This window comes from Desulfomonilia bacterium, assembly GCA_036567785.1.
Classification (GTDB): Bacteria; Desulfobacterota; Desulfomonilia; order UBA1062; family UBA1062; genus DATCTV01.
This window is the reverse complement of sequence record DATCTV010000021.1, coordinates 19,353-43,496: the sequence shown is the minus strand read 5'-3', so window position 1 is coordinate 43,496 and position 24,144 is coordinate 19,353. Positions and strand designations below refer to the sequence as shown.

Here is a 24,144-nt window from a genome sequence, read left to right as displayed (position 1 = left end):
AATTATTTTGTCAGATTTGTTTTTACAAAAGGCGGCTTTTTGATTCTTGCTGCCAGTTTCTTGTCCCTGATAACAACATATGCGGCATCTCCGTAATTTACGGATGCATCCATATACGCAAGTGCAATGCCCGTATCCAGTACGGGTGAAATACTGCCCGAAGTAATGCTGCCGGTGACTCCTTCCGACCCGCATGAATAGCCCTGCCTCGGGATACCTTTTTCCTCCATGACTAGTCCCACAAGCCTTTTCTTTAAACCCGAGGCCAGCTGTTTTTCAAGGACCGGCCTGCCGATGAATTCCGGCTTGTTCATATCAACGGCAAATTTTAGACCAGCTTCCAGTGGCGTGGTAGTCTCATCAAGGTCGTTTCCGTGAAGGGGATAGCCCATTTCAAGCCTCAGCGTATCCCTTGCCCCCAGCCCGCATGGTGTTGCGCCTTTATCTATAAGGGCAGCCCAGAGCCCGGGTGAATATTCCGCATTCATGAATATCTCGACGCCGTCAGAACCGGTATATCCTGTACGGGAGATTATGAGATTGCCGAAGGAAGTATGTGCAGTCTGGAAATAAAACCTTTTCAGGCCGTCATAGTCAAAGCTGATGACCCTTTCCAGCACTTCTCCTGCAAGAGGTCCCTGAAGTGCTATCATAGCTGTGGCCGGGCTTTTGTCCACAATTTCCACACCCTCTTTCCTGTGCGCCTTAAGCCATGCGAAATCTTTCTCGATATTCGATGAGTTCACGCACAACATGTATTCCTCTTTTGGTCTGGTGCAGTACACTATTATGTCATCTATTATCCCGGCCTCTTCATTGAGGAAGAAGGTGTATTTGACCTTGCCTTCTTCCAGAACCGCAACATCAACCGTTAAGATCCTGTTGAGAAATCCGGCGCAGTCCGGACCGCTCACCCATATCTCCCCCATGTGGCTTGCATCGAAAATGCCTGCTCCGCCCCTGGTGGCCATGTGCTCTTCCTTAATGCCTGAATACCATACAGGCATATCCCATCCATGGAAGTCGATGACTCGCGCACCCATTTTTACATGACTGTCATAAAGGGGGGTCCGCATTATATGGCCCCCATATGCGCGTACGCCGCTGTCACAGTATTCTCCAGCAGCATAGCAACAGTCATGAGGCCTACCCCTCCTGGAACAGGGGTTATAAGGCTTGCCTTTTTTACTGCCTCTGCAAATTCAACATCACCCTTCAGTCCCGCTTCCGTCCTGTTCATCCCCACGTCAATTACCACGGCGCCCTCTTTAATCCATGAACCCCTGATCATTTCGGCTTTACCGATTGCTGCAACCAGCACATCGGCGGCACCCACTTTCTTGTCGAGGTCTCTGGTCCTTGAATGGCAGATGGTTACCGTCGCATGCTCGGCCATGAGCAAGAGCGCCTGCGGCTTTCCCACCATGTTGCTCCGGCCCACTACCACTGCATCCTTTCCCTTGAGCTCAACGCCGCACTCTTTGAGCATGTACATGACGCCTGCGGGCGTGCATGAAACCAGCGCCGGATCACCTGTCAGGAGCCTGCCCTGATTATACGGGTGGAGGCCGTCGACATCCTTTGCCGGATCGATGCTTAAAAGAATCTCCTGAGAATTGAACCCTTGCGGCAGGGGAAGCTGTACGAGAAGCCCGTCAACCTCCCTGTCCTCATTAAGTTTTTTGACTAGTTCCAGTATTTCCTGCTGTGAAGCGCTCTCATCAAGGGCATATGAAAATGACCGGATGCCGGCCTTTTCACAGGCAAGCTTCTTGTTCCTGACATAGATCGCCGATGCAGGATCGTTTCCTACAAGGACTACCGCCAGTCCGGGCTGCCTGTTAAATCTAGCGGTGAATCGAGCAGCCTTTAAGGCTACTTCTGCTCTTTTCTTCTCTGACAACTCCTTCCCGTTTATTATATTGGACAAAACAAAACCTCCCCTTAAAAATTATTTGTAGACCAGCTTTACATTGACAGGACGCGCGCTGAGCGCGTTGGAAAGAGGCAGTATCAGCTCCCTGTCAACACCTATCCAGCTGTAGTCGGGCTTGACCATTCTGAGCTTGCCGTCGGCTGGTGGCATACCCCACTCGGTGTGTTTGTACGTTACAAAAAGGATCACATCGTAAAATTTTTCGCTCTCGCCAAGGACATATGATTTTTTGAACGTTTCGGAATTGATGCGGTTAGCATCTTTGATCTGCGAGGCGTATTCCTTTTCGAGCTGTATGATTGCATATCTGGCAACTCCCTTTTCCGAATAGCGGGTAAGAGTGCGGGACTCCTCGCTTGCAACATATACAGTCGAAAGGCCCGGCAGCATCTTAAGGTATTGAGCGGCAATAAGCGCCGCAGTCCGCCTGCCGCCTACTGACTGATGGTGGCAGCCGTAATATTCAAAGAGCTTCTGCTGCAGCATCTCGGCATAGCGTTCGCCCTGCTCATAGAGGCTTTTAGAAACGAATCTCAGCTCCTTTGCAAGGCTCTCGGCTGCTTCGGCGATAGGCCAGTCGATCTTTACATGAAAATGCGTGAGTGCATAGCTGTTGTTTTTCCTGTAGCGCTCGTCCCTCTGGATAAGAAGACAATAATCGACATCAATGAGATTTTCCAGCAATTCGAAAAATTCCTCTTTTTCAAAAAATTTGATCCCGGATGTAAATGATTTTTTCAGGTTTACACTGGGCACCATTGAAATTGTGTCCTTAAGTACCCGGTTGTCGTCATTGAATCTTATATATTTCATGTGCTGGGAATCTATGGATTCTTCACAGAAGAGTATAATAAAGGGTCTTATCACCGTGGATTCGGCCATGAATTCCTTTTTCTTGGGTCTCATGTCCCCGGGGTCGACATAAGGATATGCAAGGCACATCTTGTCCCGGCAGGCCCTGTAGGGATTTTCAAGAGCTATCGCCCTCAGTTTTCTTTCCAGTTCATCGCGCAGAAAAACATATATGGAACGCCTGACCGTTTCAATGTGACTCAGCTCGAATCTGGATTTCTTCATTAACCCCCCTGACACCTGAGATGGAATCAAAAATGGGCCGAAGCAGTTCATAAGCCGGGTTCTGTTTCCGCCTGCGGTTACCCGACGGCGGATAGTGGCCATTCATCTAGGACGCCGGTTGCCCGGCGCCTCGAGCAACCTACCCAGGAACGGAACGGGCAGCCCCTTATGTCCCTCTATTGGTTTTGCTCCGGGTGGGGTTTACCTGGCTTCCCCGGTCACCCGGGGAACCGGTGAGCTCTTACCTCGCCGTTTCACCCTTACCCGCCATATAGACGGGCGGTTTGTTTTCTGTGGCACTTTCCCTGGGGTCACCCCCGGTCGCCGTTAACGACCACCCTTGCCCTGTGGAGCCCGGACTTTCCTCCCGCGCGTAAAGCGCCGGCGGCCACCTGTTCTGCTTCGACCCGGTAATATTTGCATACCGTAAGGGGCTCTTAGTTTCAAGAAGGATTATAGGCCGGCGTTTCAGCAAAGGTTTCAGACTAGGAATCCTTTTCTGACTTAATTTTGCCCAGCCTTTTAACAGTCGGGTGGTTTTGCGTGGACCATTCATGGCACAGATCGGCAAGCCAGCGCTCAATCTCAGATTCTTTTGCAGTTGGTGGAATCATTATGTCATCGGCTGGCAGTCTTTTCCCATCCATTCCAACATAAAAGACGGACCACTTATCATCCTTCCTCACTGCGAGAACCTCCCTGCCGAAAACATCAAATTTCAACTGACTCATGATTTTTCATGACGCCACGGTCAGTCATCCTGCTCAATATCTGTATTTTTGCCCTTGCTTTTACTTTTCTTCACCAGAACCGTTATTTCGAAGTCTTCAGGGACATCACCGTTTTTTTCCCAGGGTCGTTTGTATTCCATATTAAGGTCCGTCCGGCCTGTCCCAACAGCAGTAAAGGTAAATATTGCAGTCCCTCCGGCACCAACTCTATCGGTTTTTTCCGGCTTGTATTCACCTTTTCCTTCCTGTCTTATGATATCATCATCGTAACCCTTAATCACTTCCCACTGATAACCCGTCGTGTAATTGCCGGGCAGCTTTATCACAAGCTTATCGCCTATGTTCAGGGTCACCAGCTTTTCATCGTCTTTTGATGTTATTGTTTTCTGTGCTGCCTGAAGGGGCATTGAAACCATGAATATTGCCAGGACAACAACCATGCCTGAAAACACCTTCATCATATACCTCCCTTACCCCCGCCAAAGCATATAAAAGGCAAATGCCGCAACTACCAGTCCGTGAGTAATGTCACCTGTTTTAATCATTTCAAGAACTTTTTCGGAATTAATAAGTTCTAGCATAATTGATTCGGTCGGGTCAAAGTTCTGCGGACTCTTCAGATATGCATCTTTTGCCAGAAACGTATGGCAGCGGTTTGTCTGTATTGCCGGGTTCGGTTCGACGGTGCCGATATGAATCATATGCTCTGAAAAATACCCAGTTTCCTCTTCCATCTCCCTTAATGCAGCAACCGAAGGGTCACTGTCCGTTTTTTCAATAAGTCCGCCAGGGATTTCAAGCGTAACCGAATCCGTTCCGTGCCGGAACTGTTTTATCATCACTATATCGCCGCTTGCAGTAAGCGGTATTACATTGACCCAGTCGCTGAACTCGAAGACTGTAAAATCCTTTCTGATATCGTTCGGTATAAAATGATATGTGTCCTCTCTCAGACCGACTATCCTGTTCTGATATATCTTCCGGGAGCCTAGTTTAATCCATTCGGATTTCATTTTTCAGTTTCTTACGATAACAGTAACCTGGAATGCCATGACATCGCTGACACCCGCGCCGCTGGTATCATTGTATCTTAAAAGGAGATCGGTTGTTCCTGTCCCTGTAACCCTGAACCGTGTGACCGCGGTTCCATTGGAGGGGATTGCAGTGGGACCGCTTATTCTCTCAAGAATATCGTCATCATATCTGCCGACTGTCCAGTCATAGCCGTCATCAGGGTTGTCATTGAGAATGACGGTCAGGATATCCCCGACATTCATTTCTACGTCTATCCAGTCATCGCTGTCTGTAATGGTTCTGTCGGCCGCAAAAGACGCTTCCGCACAAAAAAGAAATGCGGCTGCTATAAGGATAATGCCAGTCTTTTTCATGGTAAGACTCCTTCAAGAAATATTGGCTGTTATTGGATATTTCGTCATTTTGGACAAAACGCTTTAGCCAAATAATATCTTCAGGTAATCGGGACGGACATGATGCCCGCCCCGGAATTATTTTAGATCCTTGCGGTGTTTATAAAGCAGAAGGTGGTGCCTGATGAATCACTGTCAGATACGGCATTCTCGGTGTTTGCCTTCTGGGTATCGTCAGAATCATCATTATCCGACTCGTCTCCTTGTTCAGGCCCCATCAAATAGGCATTTGCCGCCTGATTGGCGTTCCACCCGTCACTGTACTTTGCAAGATACTTGCTTTTAGAACCGATCCACTTCCAGGTTTTGCCTTCATTGTCTGATTTGACCACATCAAATTCAATATTTGCAGGGTGTGCTGCATCTATTACAAACGTATTGTCAGAGGGCCTGAGAACTGGCAGGAAATGGGGGAAATCGCTCCCTGAAATGCTTAACCGTATCCGGTGGCCTTTCTTGAAAACATTGCAGGTGGGCCACAGTTCGATGACATAGGGATAAAGAATGTTTTCTTCAATCATATCAGGATGCAGATCCGGATAACAGTAAAATGGATCAAAGGGCTTGTAAGACTTATCCAGTTTCTTCGTGTCGTCCGGGTCATAGGGTCTGTGAGATGCCGCAAGCCAGCCTGAAGTAATGTTCTTTGCGCGTCCGTCTTCAAAGACATCGTTAAGTTCCGTGACCCACTGGACGTCCTTTCGGTTCATCAGATTAAACAGGAGATTGGGTTCATCAATATTAAAATATTTCTTTATGAGTTCAAGAACATTATCCCATGCATCTGATCCTATCGTATCAAAAGTTGTGCTTGCCCAGAATGTAAGCTTGAGTGGCCCTGTAATCTCAACATCTTTTTCCAGAGGTTCTGTCGTGAATGTAAGCACGCCCTTTTCATCGTCACGCTCATCTTCCCAGGGTGCATTGTCTCCTGCCCCAGGTTTTCCGCTGATCGCTCGTGCAATGATGTTTGCTATGTCTGGCACGCCTATATAGAACCTTACCATTGACCTGGACAATGCCCCATGCAGTTTAGCCGGTCTGTGCTTGAGCACAGGTGTGCTGCTGTTAGTGGTATAATCAAGAGAATCCACTTGCCATGTGAGGCTGTAATTATTCCTTGCGTTTGAAAAAGCCCCTATCGTGAAAGAATCCCCGCTGATTCCGGAGGCCTTTTTGCCCGAAAGCCAGAGCCTCTTCCTTTCAACCCTCGAAGCAGGCAGCGGCCAGGTCTTTTCAGCCCTCCACCTGTCTTCTCCCATTACGTAAAGTAGCACCGGAAACTTGGTCATGAAGGAATCGACCTTGCCCTTTATCTTCCAGTCAAACCAGCGGGCGGCAATGGCCTGGGTTTTGTAAAGGTCCGGCAGGCCGAGGCCCATGCTCCCGTCCATATGATACCACGGGCCCATTAGAAGAGCCTTGTCGCCTGTATTATGCCGGGACAGCCCGTATTCATAATGATTCAGCGTCCCTTTTGTGAATATGCAGAACCATCCGCCAAGCACGAACACGGGCAGCTTGCTGGGGATAACTCGCTCTCCTTCCGGAATCGGCTGGCCTTTGAACTTCTCCGTTTCCACGGTATTGCCGAGATACATCCATCCGCCTTCAGGTTTAACCGGCCAGTACTGCATGCTCGAACGCTGGTTTATAAAATCGCCGTCATATTCCAGTGTTGGATCCTGAGCCAGATCGATATGCGTTTGTATGTTGGCCATGTGGTCTTTCCATGCGGATACCGCATCGTTAAGCTCATCCATTGTCGGGACAAATTCCTTTTCGCCCAGGATACTCAAGGGAGGCAATATCGCTAGGATATCGGTCATGGGCAGCCAGAGTCCCACCATGAACCATACGTCAAGATTTCCGTTCTGCATGAGCGTTTCCTTATAAGGATCGCTCTGGGGAACATATGTGAAAAGTGCCTTAAGGTGTTCAGGCTCTCCGTTTTTGTCCCGCCGGCAAAGGCCAGCCGTATTCAGCTGCGTAATGGCCATATATGAGGCCCCGATCATGCCGGAAGTACCGTCAGACCATGGCTGGCCGTTTTCGATGCCTCCTTCCTCCTTATCACCCGGCAGCCAGTGGTCGACTATATATGCTACGTCATACTGCTCTTCAAAGGTGAATATGTCCCACTTTCCTTCCGACGAAGCAGAACCCCTCAGGTCTATTCCCAGCACGTTGTAGCCGTGCTTTACCAGAGGAACTCCCCAGGGAATGATACAGAACTCACGGCGGTAGCATGTTGCAACGATGATTGTTGGCCTTTTCGTAATGCGGCCTGCAGCAACATCCGCAGGGTCGTCCTTAGGCCTTACCAGAGTGCCCCAAAGCGTGACCCCCTTGAGCTTGCCAATACTCTGATCGCCTATGTACTCAACCGGACTTTCATCGGCATGCCTCCGGTACTGATCAGGGATATCAATCCTGACATTCAAATCTATTACATAATCCGTCGCTCCTGTTGAATTGACTGCCGAAGCAAGACTGTTCTGGCTGGTACTGCCAAGTACACCGGCCGCATTGAGCTGAGATGAAAAGAAGGTTACTGCACAAATACAAATACACAAAGCAAATTTGTTAAACATTTTTTCCTCCAAAAATATTGCAACTGTTGAATATATTACTAAATGATTCATTAACATAATACTATAATGACTATAATAAAATACTATAACTAGCAGGCAAGTGCCATTTAAAAAATTATTTTAATCTCAGAAATCAAACTATTATGCCGATAAGTGGCCATATAAGGTATCTTTCGAGAGGGGGGGGGAATTGAATGGTCAAGGTCACATGTCTCGGAGCGGCAGGAACCGTAACAGGATCAAATTACCTGATAGAGACCGGTGCCGGCAGAAAATATATTGTTGACTGCGGGATGTTCCAGGGCGGTGTGGATATGGAGTTTAGAAACTGGCTGTCCTGGGATTTCGACCCGAGTGAAATTGACGCCCTCATCCTTACGCATGCCCATATAGACCACAGCGGCCGGATACCCAAACTTGTTAAAGACGGCTTCAGGGGCCGTATTATGGCAACGCCTGCAACAATAGATCTTTGTCAGGTAATGCTGCTGGATTCAGCCCATGTACAGGAAACGGATACCGAATGGCAGAACAGGAAGAACAACCGCAAAGGCAGAAAGACAGTCGAACCTCTTTATACGATCGAAAACGCGGAAAACTGCTTTAAATATTTCGAACCTGTTCAGAGAGAGATAATTACCAATCTTGATGATTCCATAAGGTTCAGGTTCAGGAATGCTGGCCATATCCTGGGATCGTGCATTATAGAAATGTGGATAAAAGATGACGGCAGAGAGTTAAAGATCGTATTTTCAGGCGATATCGGACAGAGAAATCAGCTCATCATGCGCGAACCGCAGGAGCTTTATAAAGCCGACTTTCTCTTTGTCGAATCCACTTACGGAAACCGGCTTCACCGTTCAATTGACGCAAGCAAGGATGAACTGCTGGATGCCGTCAGATATGCATACGGCAACGGTGAAAAAGTACTCATCCCGGCATTTGCGGTTGAGCGGACACAGGAGATTTTATATATTTTATCAGAGTTAAACCGCTCCGGTAAGCTACCGGACATCCCCGTATTCCTTGACAGCCCTCTGGCCATAAAAGCAACCAATATTTTCAGAAAATACAAAAAAGAATACGACGAAGAAGCACTCGCCATAGTCAATAGCGGTATTGACCCCCTTGACCTGCCTAATCTTAAGTTCACCAATGACATGAAGGAATCCATGGCGATCAACACAATGAAGGGCCCGGCCATAGTGATTGCCGGAAACGGCATGTGCACGGCAGGCCGCATAAAGCATCACCTGAAGCACAATCTATGGAGGCCCGGCGCCAGCATAGTAATTGTGGGCTTCCAGGCACAGGGCTCAACCGGCAGGATGCTTGTCGAAGGCAGGCGTTCGGTAAGGGTTTTGAGGGAAAACATCTCTGTCAGGGCGCGCATCTTCAGCATCAACGGCTTTTCAAGCCATGCCGACCAGAAGGGCCTCATGGAGTGGGTGGGACATTTCAAGTCTTCGGCACCGCAGGTCTTTGTCGTTCACGGTGAACCTGTTGCCAGTGATACGCTGGCAAGGCTTATCAGAGATGAACTGGGGCTCGATGCACAGGTGCCTGCCTGGAGGGAAAAGCTGATTCTTGCAGCAGGAGAACGGGCAGGTAAAATTACGGCTGTTCCGTCCTCTGAGCCCGCCGATATAACACCTGTAATGATGAAGGCTATAAGCAGTGTGGAAACAGAACTTTCAAGACTGAAGGCAGCCATTGTCGAGGGCGAGGCATCAGGCCGCATAACACCCGAAGATATAGACAGACTCAAGGCTATCCGCGAAGACATGGAGGCTATCCTGGCAGGATAAGAGTTTACAATATCTCTCTTGCAAGCGGCAGCCGCCTCAGGACTGCCGTGAAAGCAAACGTTACAACTGTTGCTATAACGGATACGCCGGCGAATTTGACAAGCGGCCCGGCATGCACACCGGCAAACATGTACTGGAAGATTACCAGAACAGGTACATGGAAAAGATAGACCCCGTATGTGCACAGCCCCATTTCAACACTAAGCCTGTTCGAACCGTTAATTTTTTCCCTGAAAAGGACCATAAACCCTATGCAGAAACCTGTGCATAGGAAAGTCTCCCACAATACGAATAACGGATAGGGAAACACCTTGAACCATGCCGTTACGCTGTAGAGAATGGAAAGGCCAATGCCCACGCAAAGCCATGCAAAACCGGACCTTGCCGGAAAACGTTCTATCCAGTTGTTCCTGTATGCCAGCACGCCAATGATGAACCAGCCGAGGTCGCGCGGGACATCGGCAAAGGCCACCTGAATGAATCCCAGGAAGCCAATCCATTTATCTATGGGGTAGGGGATCCTGACAACGGCGCATACGGCCATGACTATAAGCGAGAATGTAACTATCTGCCATGTTTTGGGAATTGGCGCATCCATCTTGCGGCCTGGCGAACTGTTTCTTATCATACGCCAGAGTGTATACACGCACGTAAATATAAGGAGGTGTTCAATGAACCAGAGCTGGGCAAAATTGAACTCGGGCCATGCGGGACCAGACCAGTCCGCAGGTTTTACACCGAGACCCAACCAGAAATTTCTGTAATACTCGAAAAACCCGATATAGCCGTAATGCCTGAAGTTGAGGAAATAGCAGTAGTGTAATACGGGAATTATCGCCAGGCAAAAGACAAGAAGTGGTATGCCAAGACGTTTGAACCTGTCCGCGAGGAATTTAGCAGGGCCTTTCCTGTCATAGGCACCGGGCATGAAATATCCCGAAATAAAGAAAAAAAGGCTCATGAAGAAAGAGCGGTTTACTGCGAAAAATATGTTCAGTATCCTAGTCCGTTCAGGCTCCTGGTATGCCCACCATCCTCCGGTGGGCCCGTACGCCTGGCCGACATGATGCATAAGGACAAGGATTATGAGGGCTATTCTGATATTATCGAAATAAGCAGTCCTGCCAAGATTAGTATTCATTCCAAAAGCATAAGTACTTTTGTGAAAACATTGCAAGACCGAATAAGAAAAAAGGGTCGGCTGCTCACCTGACCCTCTATATCGTTTTGGCGTCCCCAAGGGGATTCGAACCCCTGTTGCCGGCGTGAAAGGCCAACTATAACATCCTTTTTCACATTTACCTATAAATACCTCACCTCCCCATAGAAAGGCTAAATGCTGACATTGACCGGTTTCGCATTAAATTATGGAGGACTCACAAACCACAAAAGGTCAGGCATGTGCTTAACCTGATAAGAAGGATAACCAGTAAGAAAGGCCTGTGTGTGGGCCTTGGTCTTTCCGTACAGAAGCCCCGTGTTGATAATGTTGTTACAGAAGACCTTTCACCTGATGAATTGAGAAGGCTATTAATAGCGATAGAAGCAGACTCGAACAGGATTGTAGCAAACATGATGCTCATGGCATTGAACACAGGCATGAGGCGCGGCGAACTTCTTAAGTTGCAATGTGATGATGTAAATTTCAACACAGGCTTCATAAAGATTAAAGCCCCAGGGGCGGGCGTGCCGAAGAACCTTAGGCCCATGCATGGTTTAAGGCATGCCTATGCTTCAATGCTTGCTTCATCGGAACAAGTGGATGTTTATACCCTTCAGAAGCTTATGACGCATAAGGATTTCAGAATGACACAGCGTTATGCACATCTGCGAGATGAGGCGTTAAAGAAGGCTTCAGGTATAGTGGGGGAAATTATAGACAAGGCATTCTCATCAAAGAGCGCATGAAGAAGAACCTCCAAAAAAGACAGCCACAAAAATTTAACTTTCTTGTCAAATCTTAACAAATATGTTAATAACCTTCCTATGTCTTGGACGATAGAATATTATAGCGGGAAGGTACAGGAAGATATTTATTCCCTTCCTGCAAGCCTTCAGGCTCGCTATATTCATCTATCCGAAAGGATGCTCGTGTATGGCGCGAACCTGAAAGAGCCACATACAAAAGCACTGGAAGATGGTCTATTTGAGCTAAGGCTAAAAGGCAAAGAGGGGATTGCACGTGTTCTTTATTGTACGGTCATTGGAAACAAGATTGTCATGCTTCATTGTTTTATAAAGAAAACGGATAAAATTCCCAAGAAAGAACTGGAGACAGCAAAACGCCGCATGATGGAGGTGAAGCAGAATGCTAACTCATGATAAATTTGTTAAAAAGATGTTGAGCAATCCGGCTGTTAAGGCCGAATATGCAGCGCTTGAAGAGGAATTCATATTTCTTGATGAGTGCCTTAAAGCACGAACTAAAGCAGGGCTTACTCAAGCGGATGTTGCAGAACGCATGGGGACTAAAGCCCCGGCTGTAGCAAGGATAGAATCAGGCGGTGGAAGCAAGAAACATTCACCGTCCATAGCCACACTGAGAAAGTATGCAGAAGCCGTGGGATGTAAGTTGAAAATTGAATTAATACCGAAAAATAAAGCCGCATGACACGAGCATTCAGGGTATAGGTTCTGCAGACCGACAAGGCGGGATATTCTGGCCCGCTTTCGCCTGGACAAAATCAGTCATGACATGAAGTGCAGTGGAGAATAGTGTGGGGACAGCATGTCTTAAAATGTAAATGGGTTAGACCTTTTGATCTAACCCATTGTTATTACTTGGCGTCCCCAAGGGGATTCGAACCCCTGTTGCCGGCGTGAAAGGCCGGTGTCCTAGGCCGGGCTAGACGATAGGGACACAATGTCCAAGTGAGCCAGGAGGGATTCGAACCCTCGACCACCGGATTAAAAGTCAGGTGCTCTACCAACTGAGCTACTGGCTCGATGAAGACTCCCTATGTCATGGTTAATATAAAATTTCAAGTTTAAAATACCCTCAATTTTATAGGGGAAATACCTGCTTTCTCATAGTTGTTTTATGTGTTATCCTCATATCCATCATGTGGTGGATAATAATATTAATACCTCTGTGCGTATGGTTCAGCTACAGCACCCTGATGTATCTTAATATCCTTTCTCTTGTTTTCAGCCTGCTTATATTACTGGGCTATTTTATTTACGAGGCCATAATGATCAGGAAATCCAGGGAAAGATCCCGTCTTCCATTTTTAGTGATGATTGAATTGATTATAACCGTTTCAGCAAATATCGTCATCAGTCTTATAAATTGAAAAAGGGGCATCAAGCCCCTTACTGCCATGTTTGACCGGTTCGTAACCCGGATGCTTTATTCAGGGTGATCGTCCTGCATATAAAAATCATACACCTTGGAAACCTTGATGCCCTGAATCGAGAAAAAGAATTCTTCCCCTCGCTCCACACCTGTTATTTCAGCCATGCCAGATTCCTGAGCCTGGAATATCTTTGTTGTCCTGAAATCGAATATCGGGATGCTGACGGTTGTAAATGTCCAGATCGTTCCATCCTCCGATATAGTGGAAATGATGTATTCCCCCTTCTTGAGCCATTTGCGCATACCCTGGAACTCAACTTTCGGCCTTTCAGTCTGCATCATTTTCTTAGCAACCCCCCTTTTTATCCAGTTCTTTTAACAAACATATCGGACAAAACTCAGGAATGATTAGACTTTAGTTTTGGCAAATCAGCTTTTCATATCCTTGAACAGCTTATAATCCATGCTGTCCACCAGGGCCATCCATGACGCCTCAATGATATTGCTTGACACTCCAACAGTATTCCAGTTGCCGCTTTTATCACCGGATTCAATAAGCACTCGTACTACGGACTCCGTACCCTGCTTGGAAGAGACGACCCTGACCTTGTAATCGAGGAGTTTCACTTCCTTTATCTTCGGGTAGAAGTTCTTGAGCGCCTTTCTCAGCGCATTGTCGAGGGCGTTGACCGGACCGTTACCCAATGCAGCCGTATGTTCAATATTGCCATCGACATCAATCATTATTGTAGCCTCGGACAGCGGCTCGGTTCCTTCCATGCGCTTGTCGGTTATCACCCTGAACCCTTTGAGCTTGAAGTATCTCGTATGCATTCCCATAGCCCTTTTCATAAGCAGTTCAAGCGATGCATCCGCACCTTCAAACTGGAATCCGGAATCCTCGAGGTCTTTGATTATTTTCACTATCTCCTGTGCAGCGGTCTTGTCGCTGGACAAATCAAGATTAAACTCCCTGGCCTTAAACAGAATATTGCTTTTTCCGGAGAGCTCCGATACAAGAACCTTCCTCTGATTCCCGATAGAAAGAGGATCGATGTGCTCATAACTTTCCGGTTCATTAAGTATCGCGCTCACATGCATTCCGCCCTTGTGGGCAAATGCTGATTTCCCCACATAAGGCTGATGTTTGTTGTGGGAAAGGTTGGCAATATCTTCAAAGAAGCGTGATACTTCCGTTATCAGTACAAGGTTTTCCCCCGGAATTGTTTCATATCCCATTTTGAGAGAAAGTGCGGGTATAAGCGAGCAGAGATTTGCATTTCCACACCTTTCACCAATGCCGTTGATAGTGCCATGTACCTGTGACGCGCCTGCATTTATGGCTGCTATCGAGTTGGCTACTGCGAGGTCTCCATCATTATGGCAATGAATTCCAATACCGGCTGTCATATGCTTTTTTACTTCTCCAATCACATCGGAAACATAAAAAGGCAGAGATCCGCCATTGGTATCGCAAAGCACAATCCTGTCCGCCCCGCCATCGACTGCCGCCTTGAGCGTTGCAAGCGAAAACTCCCTGTTTGCTTTAAAACCGTCAAAGAAATGTTCCGCATCAAAAAATACAAGGGGACACTTACTCTTTAAATAAGCAATTGATTCTTTGATGATCCTGAGATTCTCCTTCAATGAGCACCTCAGGCCTTTCCTTACATGAAAATCCCATGATTTACCGAAAATGGTCACGCCGTCAGGGTGTGAATTGAGAAGGGCGTTGAGTATCGAATCATTTTCTGGGATACCGCCGGGCCTGCAGGTGCTGCCAAATGCCAGGACTCTGGCGTTTCGTATTCCAAGTTTTTTTACTGCCTTAAAAAGTCTTTCGTCTTTCGGATTCGCACCGGGCCATCCTGCCTCGATAAAATCTACACCCAGCTGGTCCAATTTTTGAAGGATAGCGCATTTATCGTCAAATGAAAACGCAATGTCTTCCGACTGGGCGCCATCCCTCAATGTCGTATCGTATATCTCGATCTTACTCAACTACTCCCCCCGGTTTATCAAGAGAGAATTCTTCGTGAAGCTGCCTTACACCAAGTTCGATGAATTTTTCATCAATAACACATGATACCTTTATTTCTGATGTGGATATCATCTGTATATTTATACCGACCTTTGAGAGCGCATTGAACATGCGTGCGGCGACACCTGCATGAGAACGCATCCCGACCCCTACGATCGAGATCTTGGCAATGGATGTGTCTCCTATGATATCTTTTGCCTTTAGTTTTTTGCTTTCATTCTTGACTATTTCCATGGCGGTCTGGAAATCACTCTTGGTCACCGTAAAACTCAAGTCCGCACTCTTGCCGTCAACCGAGATGTTCTGAATGATCATATCAACATTGATATTCTTCTCAGCAAGGGCCGTAAATATCTCGGCAGCAACACCAGGCCTGTCCGGAATTGCAAGAAGAGATATTTTGGCTTCGTTTCTGTCATAGGTTATTCCCGATACTACTTCCCTTTCCATTTCGCTGTCCTCCTTGGTTACAAGTGTGCCGCCTTCGTTTGTGAAGGTACTTTTTACAACTACAGGTACGTTATATTTTTTGGCAAATTCAACAGACCTGGTCTGCAGGACTTTCGCACCTAAAGATGCCATCTCAAGCATTTCGTCATAGGATACCCTATCCAGCCTTCTCGCTTTTTCACATATATTGGGATCGCTCGTATAAACACCGTCCACATCTGTATATATTTCGCAGATATCCGCCTTCAGTGCGGCAGCCAAGGCAACCGCAGAGGTGTCCGATCCTCCACGGCCAAGTGTCGTTATATCTCCTTCATCCGTTATTCCCTGGAACCCGGCCACTACCGCCACTTCGCCAGCATCGAAAATCTTCCTGAAATACTTGTCCGTTATGGATTCGATCCTTGCCTTCGTATAGGCATTGTCCGTGATGATGGGTATCTGAAAACCCAGCACCGAACGTGCAGGCACTCCTATATCCTTGAGCGCCATGGCCAGCAGGGCTATGCTTACCTGTTCGCCTGTCGAGACAATGACATCAAGTTCTCTCGGATCAGGCCTGGGTGAAAGCTCCCTGGCCAAGTTAATGAGTTTGTCCGTCTGCCCCGACATGGCCGAAACAACAACTGCTACGCTGTTTCCTTCACGATAAGACTTTGCAACCTTTGAGGCCACATTCTTTATCTTTTCAATGCTGCCGACCGATGTTCCGCCATACTTCTGTACTACCAGTGCCATATGTACCCTACCTCCAGTTCTCCTCTTTGATGATATCCCCGCTGAGGATTATCTTTCTTCTGTTTTCCTCAAGATATTCAATTTTAACCCTGAGAAGGTTCCCTTTGAAGTATCCCTCCGAAATATCAGCCCATTCTACCATGATGACATGAGAATTGTCCATGTACTCTTCAATCCCCAGATCTAAAATTCCTTCAGGTTCAAGTCTGTATAAATCGGCATGAACAATATCAATCCTTGCCTTATACATATTGATAAGCGTGAATGTCGGACTCACCACTGGTGTCGAAGGATCTATCCCGAGCCCCATTGCAACGCCTTTTGCAAACATGGTCTTGCCGGCGCCCAAATCACCTGTAAGAAGGATCGTCTCGCCGCCTTTTAAAGACACAGCCACTTTTTCCCCGACGTTGAATGTCTCCCGGGGGCTAGCGGTTATTATTTCCTTTGTCATCTTGAAGCCTTAAGGATTTGCGGAATCCTAACCAGCAGGTCCGATGCTATCTGGCCTCTGGCCATTGTCTCAGAGACCATATCGGACGCCATACCGTGAATATACACACCGAGACAAGCGGCATTAAACCCTGAGAGCCCCTGCGCAAGGAAAGCACCGATAATCCCGGACAGGATATCTCCCATCCCGCCCGATGCCATGCTGTTTGATCCCGTAGGATTTATCGCAACACCCCCATCCGGAGACGCAATTATCGACCTGAATCCCTTCATGACAACAACGGCTCTGTATTTCGATGCACATTCAAGAGCGGCTCCTATACGGTCGCGATTGATAGACTGGACATCCCAGCCTATAAGCCGGGACATCTCTCCCGGATGAGGCGTGAGCACACCGGAAATTTTAAGCACCATCGGCTTTGCCGCCAGAATTGAAAGCGCATCTGCATCAATCACCACAGGTTTGTCACAATTCCTGACAAGTTCATATACGAATTCGGATACCTGTTCCGAAGTGCCAATGCCCGGACCGACAACAACTGCATCGGATTTGTTCATACAGTCTATCGCTTCAACAATCATTGAGGGCGAAAAATGAAAATCAGTAGCTATGCCTAAAGGCCTTGTCATCGCCTCTGTAAGTTTTATTTCCATTATCGGATTAATCCCTGCCGGCACGCATAAAGTTACAAGACCCGCCCCTGTCCTCAGCGCAGCCTCACTGGAAAGACAGGCCGCCCCGGTAAAACCAGGCGAACCAGCATAAACAGCGACTCTGCCGAAATCACCCTTGTGGGCTTCCGGACCTCTGATGGGAATATTCTCAAGGATATCGGGTTTCATGAGCTTAACCTTCCATGAGTCGTCCTCGACAATTCTCGGGATCGATATATCCTTGACAATTAGTTCTCCAGTATACGGCACGCCGTTTGCCAGGACCAGTCCGACCTTGGGATAGCCAAATGTTACAGTCAACGTCGCCCTGACGGCAATCCCGAGAGGCAGACCGGAATCGGCGTCCAGACCCGACGGTATATCAACGGATATAACAGGCATTTTGCTGTCGTTTATGCATTCGATGACAGCACGGTTAATGCCTTTAACCTCTTTTGAAAGCCCTGTTCCGAAAACGGCATCCATGCATAGATAAGGCTTCCTGCAGCTGAGTTCAGCCCTTAACAATTCCAGATCTGTGCCATCCAGCACAACCTTTATAGGCAATCCCATTGCTATAATGATATCGAGGTTCACCCTTGCATGGTCCTTTACCTCGGATGTCCTGCCGATAAGATAGACGCTGACATCATAGCCTGCATTCCAGAGGTGTCTGGCTGCTACAAATCCGTCGCCGCCGTTGTTGCCCTTCCCGGCAATGACTATAACCCTATCAACATCCTTTCTGGACCATCTTCCGGCAATCTCGTCAAAAACAGACCTCCCGGCATTTTCCATGAGAACTATGGCGGGAATTCCCATTTCGATCGCCGCCGCATCCGCACTTCTCATCTGTGAAGCAAAGAGACATTTCATATCACACCTCCAGGATTACTATGGCTATCGCATAACCTTTTTCATGGGAAATGCTTGCATGCATCGAAGCTATTCCTTTTGATTCTGCGATTGAGCGGGCAATGCCGTTCAATTTTATTTCCGGCCTGTCAGAACTTTCGAGAAAGACATCACTGAATTTCATACCGCTCACCATTCCGGTTCCCAGTGCCTTGACAAAGGCCTCCTTCACGGCAAACCTAGCGGCAAAATTCGCGGCCGGATCATTTTTACTCCGGCAATATGATATTTCACACGGGGCAAAAACCCTCTCAACGAACCTGTCACCATATCTTTTGATAAGGCTCCTGATTCTGTCTATTTCGACAATGTCTATACCGATTCCCGATATCATTCGCTCCTCAGAATTGAATTGATCATCCTGATTGTTCTTTTTGCCCTCATTACGTTATGGACCCTTACGATATCGACATTCTGCATTGCAGCCCAGGAGGTCACGGCATCCGTGCCTTCTTCTCTATCCTGAACCTCTGAATCAAGTACTTTTCCTATAAACGACTTCCTTGAATGTCCCAGCATCACGGGCAGCCCAAGCGATGAAAATTCCCTGATGTGTTTTATCAGACTCAAGTTCCCCTCAAGTTTTTTCCCGAAACCTATGCCCGGATCAATAATTATACTCAGCGGATCAATGCCCGCCTCAAGACAGACCTCGACCCTTTTCTCTATGTAATCATATATCTCTGAAACTATATCCGCATATATGGTGTCACTCTGCATATCAGCCGGTGAGCCTCTCATATGCATCAGGACAATACCCGCCCCTGTTTTTTTTGCCACAGTTATCATATCCTTATCATGCGTCATCGAGCTCACATCATTTATGATGGAGGCGCCTGAATCCATTGCAGCCTCGGCAACAGAGGCATTCCTCGTATCTATGCTTACAGGCACCTCCGTTTTTAACGCAATCCCCTTCACTACAGGGAGAATCCTTTTAATCTCCGTCTTTTCATCTATCGTAGATGCACCTGGCCTAGTAGATTCTCCTCCTACATCTATAATATCCGCACCCTGGCCGATCAATTCGAGGGCATGTTCAATGGCCGTTTCAGGTTCGTCGTACATGCCGCCGTCCGAAAAGGAATCCGGCGTCACATTCACGATCCCCATCACAAGAGGGCGTGTTTCCCATTCAAGCTTTCGGGAGCAGAGATTGAGCCTTAAATTCCTTTCTTCCAGATTCAGCTGCTGACTGATAATACAGGCAATATCAGACATATTCGGCTGGATCTTGAGCTTATCGACAAGATTCTTATAATGCCTGAGATCCCCCATGATAATGCAGTCGGAATACTCAACTTTACCCGATATGACCGAACGGTGTACAGCGGCATCTCCTCCGATGGAAAGCATGGTTTGCTTGATTATGTTTGCTGCAAAAAGCCTTACATCCTTCAGGAGAACAACCCTGTGGTATAGCTTGGGTTCAAGATAGGGAAGCGCTCCCGGATCGATTCCGCAAGAAATGAGGTCTTTATAATCAGGAAAAGAAAGCAGCCTTGCCTTAGGCTGCCGCCTTTCCGAGGATGCTGTCGAGTTCGACACTGTCAACAACCTCCTTTTCAAGCAGCCTCTGGGCAAGATTTTCAAGTTTGTCCCTGTTCTGTTCCACTATATTTCTGGCCCTGGTGTAGCCATCCATGACGATGTTCTTGACTTCAGCATCGATTTTCTGGGCTGTCATCTCGCTGTAATCGACCTTCTTGGAAATTTCACGCCCGAGGAACATCTCCTGTTCTACGCTTCCAAGGCTTAACGGCCCGAGCGAACTCATACCCCATTCGGTAACCATATGCCTGGCCATCTCGGTTGCACGCTCGATATCATTACCTGCACCTGTAGTCATGCTGTTCAAAGCTATTTCCTCCGCTACACGGCCGCCCATAAAAACCGCAATCGTGTCATGCAGGAATTCCTTCTTGTATGTATGCCTGTCATCCATAGGCAATTGCTGCGTAACACCCAAAGCCCTTCCCCTGGGAATAATGCTGACCTTGTAGACTGGATCCGCATTCGGCAGCATCCTGGCCACCAATGCGTGACCCGCCTCGTGATATGCGGTGGTCCTTTTCTCCTCATCGGATATTACGAGGCTTTTTCTCTCTACCCCCATCAAAACCTTGTCCTTGGCTTTTTCCAGGTCAGACATTTCCACCTTGGTCTTTTTCTGTCTTGCGGCCAGAAGTGCCGCCTCGTTAACCAGATTGGCAAGGTCCGCCCCTGAGAAACCGGGGGTGGATTTGGCAAGAATCTTGATATCCACATTTTCGGAAAGGGGTATCTTCCTCGAATGAACTGCAAGTATGCCTTCGCGGCCTTTGACATCAGGACTTGCGACTACGACCTGCCTGTCAAATCTTCCAGGCCTTAAAAGCGCAGGATCAAGTACGTCAGGCCTGTTCGTGGCAGCCATAAGTATGACCCCTTCGTTCGATTCGAATCCGTCCATTTCAACCAGGAGCTGATTGAGAGTCTGTTCTCTTTCGTCGTGTCCGCCCCCGAGACCGGCACCCCTATGTCTGCCGACGGCATCAATTTCATCGATGAATATGATGCATGGCGCATGTTGTTTGCCCTGGGCAAAAAGGTCCCTCACACGTGAAGCACCTACACCAACGAACATCTCTACGAAGTCGGAGCCTGACATGCTGAAGAACGGCCTTCCCGCTTCACCTGCAACGGCCTTAGCCAGCAATGTCTTTCCTGTTCCCGGAGGACCTAAAAGCAACACACCTTTAGGAATTCTTCCACCGAGTGTTGTAAACTGTTTGGGGTCCTTCAGAAAGTCAATTATTTCGGAGAGTTCCTCCTTGGCCTCGTCGACTCCGGCGACATCGGCAAAGGTTACTTTCATTTTATCCTGAGTCATGAGCCGGGCTTTGCTCCTGCCGAAACTCATCGCCTTATTCCCGCCAGTCTGCATCTGTCTCATGAATAGGATCCAGATACCTATTAGAAGCAGCATGGGTATCCATGAAATGAGGACTGACATGTACCACGGGTCAGAGGATTTGTTCTCAACAGAAACCCTTACATTCTTGGTCAGGAGTCTGTCCACAAGTTTGGGGTCGTCCGGTATGAATGTTTCGAAGGTAGCATCATTTGTCAGTTTCCCCTCTATATTCTGCCCCTGTATCTTAACCTCTTTTACTTTCCCGCTGTCGAGGATATGGATAAAGTCGCTGTAGGCATATTTTGTTGTTTTCGTTTTGGTCTGATTAAACAGCTGATAAAGCATTACCATTATTAGAATTATTACAATCCATAAAGCGGCAGTCTTCAGAAAGCCGCTGGCTCCTGATTTATTTTGCATTGACACCGGCTCCCCCGGAAAAAACGATATCCGATATAGCAACTTTTGCCAGATCCCTGTAATTTGAAGTGCCTTTTTCCTGTGATATTATATCAGCCTTTTTCTCTCCGGTAGCCTTCGGCTGTTCTGTCGATATTGTCTTCAGCAAATTGATTGCCTCACTTTTTTTCCCTGATGCATTCAATTCCACTGCCTTTAGGAATACCGCTTGATCTTTGATTGAACCGGAGGCGCCTTTTTCGCATTTATCCAGCGACTCCAAGGCCTTGGGCATATCCTTCAACTCAATATATGACATGGCACGTATCATCATCGCCTGATAAAAAAGAACATCCTGAGTTCCCCAATTATCTATGAATTCATCTGCATTCTTGATAGCATCCTTAAAATCTGATTTGTCATATGCAAGCCCTGCAAGCTTCAGCTTTGATATTTTACCTGCCTTGGTGTCAGTGTATTTGGACGCAATTTCGCCTATCTGCTTAGGGTCATTCCCTGCAGTAACAAGATAGCTCAGCGCCTTGTCCTCACGGGATGTTTTCCAGTAGAGAAAGCCGGAAATTCCACCGGCGATAAAAACCACTATAAGTATGGCAGAGCCAAATCTGAACGGATTGTTTTTTATCCATTGTACAACAGCACCGGTACCGGTAATGAAGGAATCCTGTGTTTTTAAAAGCTCTTTACGATCTATATTAGCCATCTTTCTTCTATCCTCCTGAGTTGTACCTGTAGCTTATATTAATTATACACCACAACTGTCAATGTGGATTATCTTTACCGAGAAAAAAGAGGATAAGTCATAACAAAAAACCCCGGTTCTTATTCAACCGGGGTCCCCTTTCAATATTATCTTAATGAAGTTTAATTTGAAGCAATATCCTGCAAAACATGAGGACTTATGAATATAAGCAGTTCCTTCTTTGTTTTTGTATTCTTCTTGGCCTTGAAGAGCCATCCAACTACTGGAATATCGCCCAGGAATGGCACCTTCTGTACATCTTTGTGTATCTCTTCTTCAATTATGCCTCCTATGACCGCCGTTTCTCCATCCCTTACGATTACCTCGGTCTGGACTTCTCTCGAAGCAATGCTCGGGTCACCAAGTGAATTTTTTGTTGCGCCGATGGAGTTTCTCTTGACTGAAACTTCCATGTTTATGCTTCCGTCAAATGCTATCCTCGGAGTTACCTCAAGTACCAGCTCTATATCTTTAAGTTCAGTTGAAAGCTGTCCTTCCTGGTTTCGAACTACATAAGGATATTTTTCACCCTGCTTTATGGTGGCTTTCTTGTTGTCAAGTGTAACAACTTTAGGCCTTGCAATGACCTTGGCGTCTCCTGTCGTTTCGCCGATATCAAGCCTTAGATCGAGATCGAACATGCTTCCTGCCAGTCTGCCCAGCGTGATTCCAAGCCCTGCCGCCTGTCCCTGAGGGAAATTAACCAGCATTGAAGAAGCAGGAAGTGTAGTGGATGACCAGTTAGGATTCCCGCCGGGAACTGTCGTCGAATCAAAAAGGGTTGTTGCTGAAGAGCTGCTGTTCACTCCCGACAACCCGAAGAACGACTTGCCTGACTGTGATCTGTACTGGCCGCCCCATGCAACTCCAAGGGCTTTTGTAAAGTCATCGTCCGCCTGTACTATCCTTGAAGCGATAAGGACCTGTGGTGTCGGCTTATCAAGTCTTTTAATCATTACTGAAATTGCATCCACACTTTTTTGTATGTCCTTGACGATAAGAACATTGGTTCTGGCATCGGCAACTATACTGCCCCTCTCAGTCAGAATTCCAATTTCTTTACCTTTCAGCAGATTAATCATTTCTGTAGCCTTGGAGAAATTTACCGGGATTACACTTGTAAAGAGAGGCTCCAACTGTTCTTCCGTTTTCTGAGAGGCTATCAGCCTATCCTGGGCTGCCTTTATTTTATCAGCCGGGGCAATCCTTACAACATTGCCCAGCTGCATTTTTGAGAGGTCTTTACTCTCAAGAATAACGTCAAGCGCCTGATCCCAGGGGATGTCTTTCAAACGAATAGTAATCTGTCCCTTGACTTCATCAGAAGTAACAATATTCATCCCGCTTACATCCGCTATTATCCTCAACACATTTTGAATATCTGCATTCTGGAAATCCAGTGTTATAGGCTGACCCTTATATTTAGGCTTGAATGTGTCCAGAACCGCCGCCTGTTTGGGGCCGGGCGAGAGGTCATCCACATCAGCCTTGGAAACAGCTGTAGCCTTAGTACCGGAAGCTTTTTTCTTGGATTGACCAGAGGCAACCTCGGGAACATCCTTGCGGCTGATTTTCTTAGTTTCCTTCATATCCGCCGGGATATCAAAATCCATAAGGATCTGGTTCTTGTCCTGAGTAATGAAATATGGAGACATTTTTTTCATCGTTATCTCAAAAATGACATCCTTGCCTTCCTGCCTGGGTAGAAATCTATCTACAGGTGTGACAAAATCGAAAGTTAAAAAAGGTCTTGCCAGATCAGATGGGATATTGGCCCCGTCAATTTTTAGGGTTACCAAATCACCATTTTTTGAAACATCATAAGTTGCCTTACCATCCAACCCTATCTGTATACGTGACTTGTTTTTAACATTCATAAAGTCAACACTTTTTACAGTTAATGCATATGAGTAAGCAGGTAAGGCTATAATGCCTATTACAAGTAGCTGTATGATTTTATTCTTCAT

23 protein-coding genes, 3 tRNA genes and 1 other RNA gene are annotated in these 24,144 nt (G+C 47.1%); 4 read left to right on the top strand and 23 right to left on the bottom strand.

What is annotated here, in order from left to right; all coding sequences use genetic code 11:
* Positions 1 to 2 precede the first annotated feature (2 nt).
* From gcvT to VIS94_04515, 9 genes are all read right to left on the bottom strand, one after another.
* Positions 3 to 1,076 (bottom strand): glycine cleavage system aminomethyltransferase GcvT, encoded by a 1,074-nt coding sequence (gene gcvT / locus VIS94_04555; GenBank protein HEY9160338.1) that lies wholly within the window; start codon positions 1,074 to 1,076, stop codon positions 3 to 5.
* Positions 1,076 to 1,930 carry a bifunctional methylenetetrahydrofolate dehydrogenase/methenyltetrahydrofolate cyclohydrolase FolD gene (gene folD / locus VIS94_04550; protein HEY9160337.1) on the bottom strand — a complete coding sequence of 285 codons (855 nt, stop codon included), beginning with the start codon at positions 1,928 to 1,930 and terminating at the stop codon, positions 1,076 to 1,078. Before folD ends, gcvT begins: the two co-directional genes overlap by 1 nt.
* A 21-nt stretch (positions 1,931 to 1,951) precedes the next feature.
* A complete protein-coding gene (locus tag VIS94_04545; protein HEY9160336.1) occupies positions 1,952 to 3,013 on the bottom strand; it encodes a hypothetical protein in 1,062 nt (353 codons plus the stop codon).
* A 35-nt stretch (positions 3,014 to 3,048) separates the two neighbouring features.
* Positions 3,049 to 3,417, bottom strand: an RNA gene (gene rnpB, locus VIS94_04540) — RNase P RNA component class A.
* Between the two features lie 81 nt (positions 3,418 to 3,498).
* Positions 3,499 to 3,699, bottom strand: coding sequence for a hypothetical protein (locus VIS94_04535; GenBank protein ID HEY9160335.1), 201 nt, complete (start codon positions 3,697 to 3,699; stop codon positions 3,499 to 3,501).
* 65 nt (positions 3,700 to 3,764) lie between these two features.
* On the bottom strand, positions 3,765 to 4,205 hold the full coding sequence (locus VIS94_04530) for a protease inhibitor I42 family protein (protein ID HEY9160334.1): 441 nt from the start codon (positions 4,203 to 4,205) through the stop codon (positions 3,765 to 3,767).
* Positions 4,206 to 4,214: 9 nt separating this feature from the next.
* Positions 4,215 to 4,757 carry an NUDIX hydrolase gene (locus VIS94_04525; protein ID HEY9160333.1) on the bottom strand — a complete coding sequence of 181 codons (543 nt, stop codon included), beginning with the start codon at positions 4,755 to 4,757 and terminating at the stop codon, positions 4,215 to 4,217.
* A gap of 3 nt (positions 4,758 to 4,760) precedes the next feature.
* On the bottom strand, positions 4,761 to 5,132 hold the full coding sequence (locus tag VIS94_04520) for a protease inhibitor I42 family protein (protein HEY9160332.1): 372 nt from the start codon (positions 5,130 to 5,132) through the stop codon (positions 4,761 to 4,763).
* Positions 5,133 to 5,254: 122 nt separating this feature from the next.
* Positions 5,255 to 7,765: a CocE/NonD family hydrolase gene (locus VIS94_04515; GenBank protein ID HEY9160331.1), complete on the bottom strand. Its 2,511-nt coding sequence runs from the start codon at positions 7,763 to 7,765 to the stop codon at positions 5,255 to 5,257.
* 194 nt (positions 7,766 to 7,959) lie between these two features.
* On the opposite strand from VIS94_04515, the gene VIS94_04510 reads away from it, so the two are divergent.
* A complete protein-coding gene (locus VIS94_04510; protein HEY9160330.1) occupies positions 7,960 to 9,573 on the top strand; it encodes an MBL fold metallo-hydrolase in 1,614 nt (537 codons plus the stop codon).
* Between the two features lie 4 nt (positions 9,574 to 9,577).
* Here the strand turns inward: VIS94_04510 and VIS94_04505 are convergent, their stop codons facing one another.
* The gene (locus VIS94_04505) at positions 9,578 to 10,714 is read right to left on the bottom strand and encodes an acyltransferase (GenBank protein ID HEY9160329.1); all 1,137 of its coding nucleotides are present in this window, start codon (positions 10,712 to 10,714) and stop codon (positions 9,578 to 9,580) included.
* An 87-nt stretch (positions 10,715 to 10,801) separates the two neighbouring features.
* Positions 10,802 to 10,885, bottom strand: a tRNA-Ser gene (locus VIS94_04500).
* Positions 10,886 to 10,974: 89 nt separating this feature from the next.
* Here VIS94_04500 and VIS94_04495 point away from each other — a divergent pair.
* From VIS94_04495 to VIS94_04485, 3 genes are all read left to right on the top strand, one after another.
* Positions 10,975 to 11,481 carry a site-specific integrase gene (locus tag VIS94_04495; protein ID HEY9160328.1) on the top strand — a complete coding sequence of 169 codons (507 nt, stop codon included), beginning with the start codon at positions 10,975 to 10,977 and terminating at the stop codon, positions 11,479 to 11,481.
* Positions 11,482 to 11,559: 78 nt separating this feature from the next.
* Positions 11,560 to 11,895, top strand: a complete 336-nt coding sequence (locus VIS94_04490) for a type II toxin-antitoxin system RelE/ParE family toxin (GenBank protein HEY9160327.1) — start codon at positions 11,560 to 11,562, stop codon at positions 11,893 to 11,895.
* On the top strand, positions 11,882 to 12,184 hold the full coding sequence (locus VIS94_04485) for a helix-turn-helix transcriptional regulator (GenBank protein ID HEY9160326.1): 303 nt from the start codon (positions 11,882 to 11,884) through the stop codon (positions 12,182 to 12,184). Before VIS94_04490 ends, VIS94_04485 begins: the two co-directional genes overlap by 14 nt.
* Before the next feature lie 171 nt (positions 12,185 to 12,355).
* Here VIS94_04485 and VIS94_04480 read toward each other — a convergent pair.
* The 12 genes from VIS94_04480 to pilQ all read right to left on the bottom strand — a co-directional run bounded on the left by VIS94_04480 (position 12,356) and on the right by pilQ (position 24,144).
* Positions 12,356 to 12,433 (bottom strand) — tRNA-Glu (locus tag VIS94_04480).
* Positions 12,434 to 12,445: 12 nt separating this feature from the next.
* Positions 12,446 to 12,518 (bottom strand) — tRNA-Lys (locus VIS94_04475).
* Positions 12,519 to 12,922: 404 nt separating this feature from the next.
* Positions 12,923 to 13,210: a hypothetical protein gene (locus tag VIS94_04470; GenBank protein ID HEY9160325.1), complete on the bottom strand. Its 288-nt coding sequence runs from the start codon at positions 13,208 to 13,210 to the stop codon at positions 12,923 to 12,925.
* An 87-nt stretch (positions 13,211 to 13,297) separates the two neighbouring features.
* Positions 13,298 to 14,869 carry a citramalate synthase gene (cimA, locus tag VIS94_04465; GenBank protein ID HEY9160324.1) on the bottom strand — a complete coding sequence of 524 codons (1,572 nt, stop codon included), beginning with the start codon at positions 14,867 to 14,869 and terminating at the stop codon, positions 13,298 to 13,300.
* Positions 14,862 to 16,097, bottom strand: a complete 1,236-nt coding sequence (locus VIS94_04460; GenBank protein HEY9160323.1) for an aspartate kinase — start codon at positions 16,095 to 16,097, stop codon at positions 14,862 to 14,864. Before VIS94_04460 ends, cimA begins: the two co-directional genes overlap by 8 nt.
* 7 nt (positions 16,098 to 16,104) lie before the next feature.
* Positions 16,105 to 16,551, bottom strand: a complete 447-nt coding sequence (tsaE, locus tag VIS94_04455; protein HEY9160322.1) for a tRNA (adenosine(37)-N6)-threonylcarbamoyltransferase complex ATPase subunit type 1 TsaE — start codon at positions 16,549 to 16,551, stop codon at positions 16,105 to 16,107.
* Positions 16,548 to 18,080: an NAD(P)H-hydrate dehydratase gene (locus VIS94_04450; GenBank protein ID HEY9160321.1), complete on the bottom strand. Its 1,533-nt coding sequence runs from the start codon at positions 18,078 to 18,080 to the stop codon at positions 16,548 to 16,550. Before VIS94_04450 ends, tsaE begins: the two co-directional genes overlap by 4 nt.
* 1 nt (position 18,081) lies before the next feature.
* On the bottom strand, positions 18,082 to 18,453 hold the full coding sequence (acpS, locus tag VIS94_04445) for a holo-ACP synthase (protein HEY9160320.1): 372 nt from the start codon (positions 18,451 to 18,453) through the stop codon (positions 18,082 to 18,084).
* Complete coding sequence (gene folP / locus VIS94_04440; protein ID HEY9160319.1) at positions 18,450 to 19,667, bottom strand: dihydropteroate synthase; 1,218 nt, start codon at positions 19,665 to 19,667, stop codon at positions 18,450 to 18,452. The genes acpS and folP overlap by 4 nt, the downstream gene beginning before the upstream one ends.
* The gene (gene ftsH / locus VIS94_04435; protein ID HEY9160318.1) at positions 19,627 to 21,435 is read right to left on the bottom strand and encodes an ATP-dependent zinc metalloprotease FtsH; all 1,809 of its coding nucleotides are present in this window, start codon (positions 21,433 to 21,435) and stop codon (positions 19,627 to 19,629) included. Before ftsH ends, folP begins: the two co-directional genes overlap by 41 nt.
* Positions 21,425 to 22,138 carry a hypothetical protein gene (locus tag VIS94_04430; protein ID HEY9160317.1) on the bottom strand — a complete coding sequence of 238 codons (714 nt, stop codon included), beginning with the start codon at positions 22,136 to 22,138 and terminating at the stop codon, positions 21,425 to 21,427. Before VIS94_04430 ends, ftsH begins: the two co-directional genes overlap by 11 nt.
* A 161-nt stretch (positions 22,139 to 22,299) precedes the next feature.
* Complete coding sequence (pilQ, locus tag VIS94_04425; GenBank protein ID HEY9160316.1) at positions 22,300 to 24,144, bottom strand: type IV pilus secretin PilQ; 1,845 nt, start codon at positions 24,142 to 24,144, stop codon at positions 22,300 to 22,302.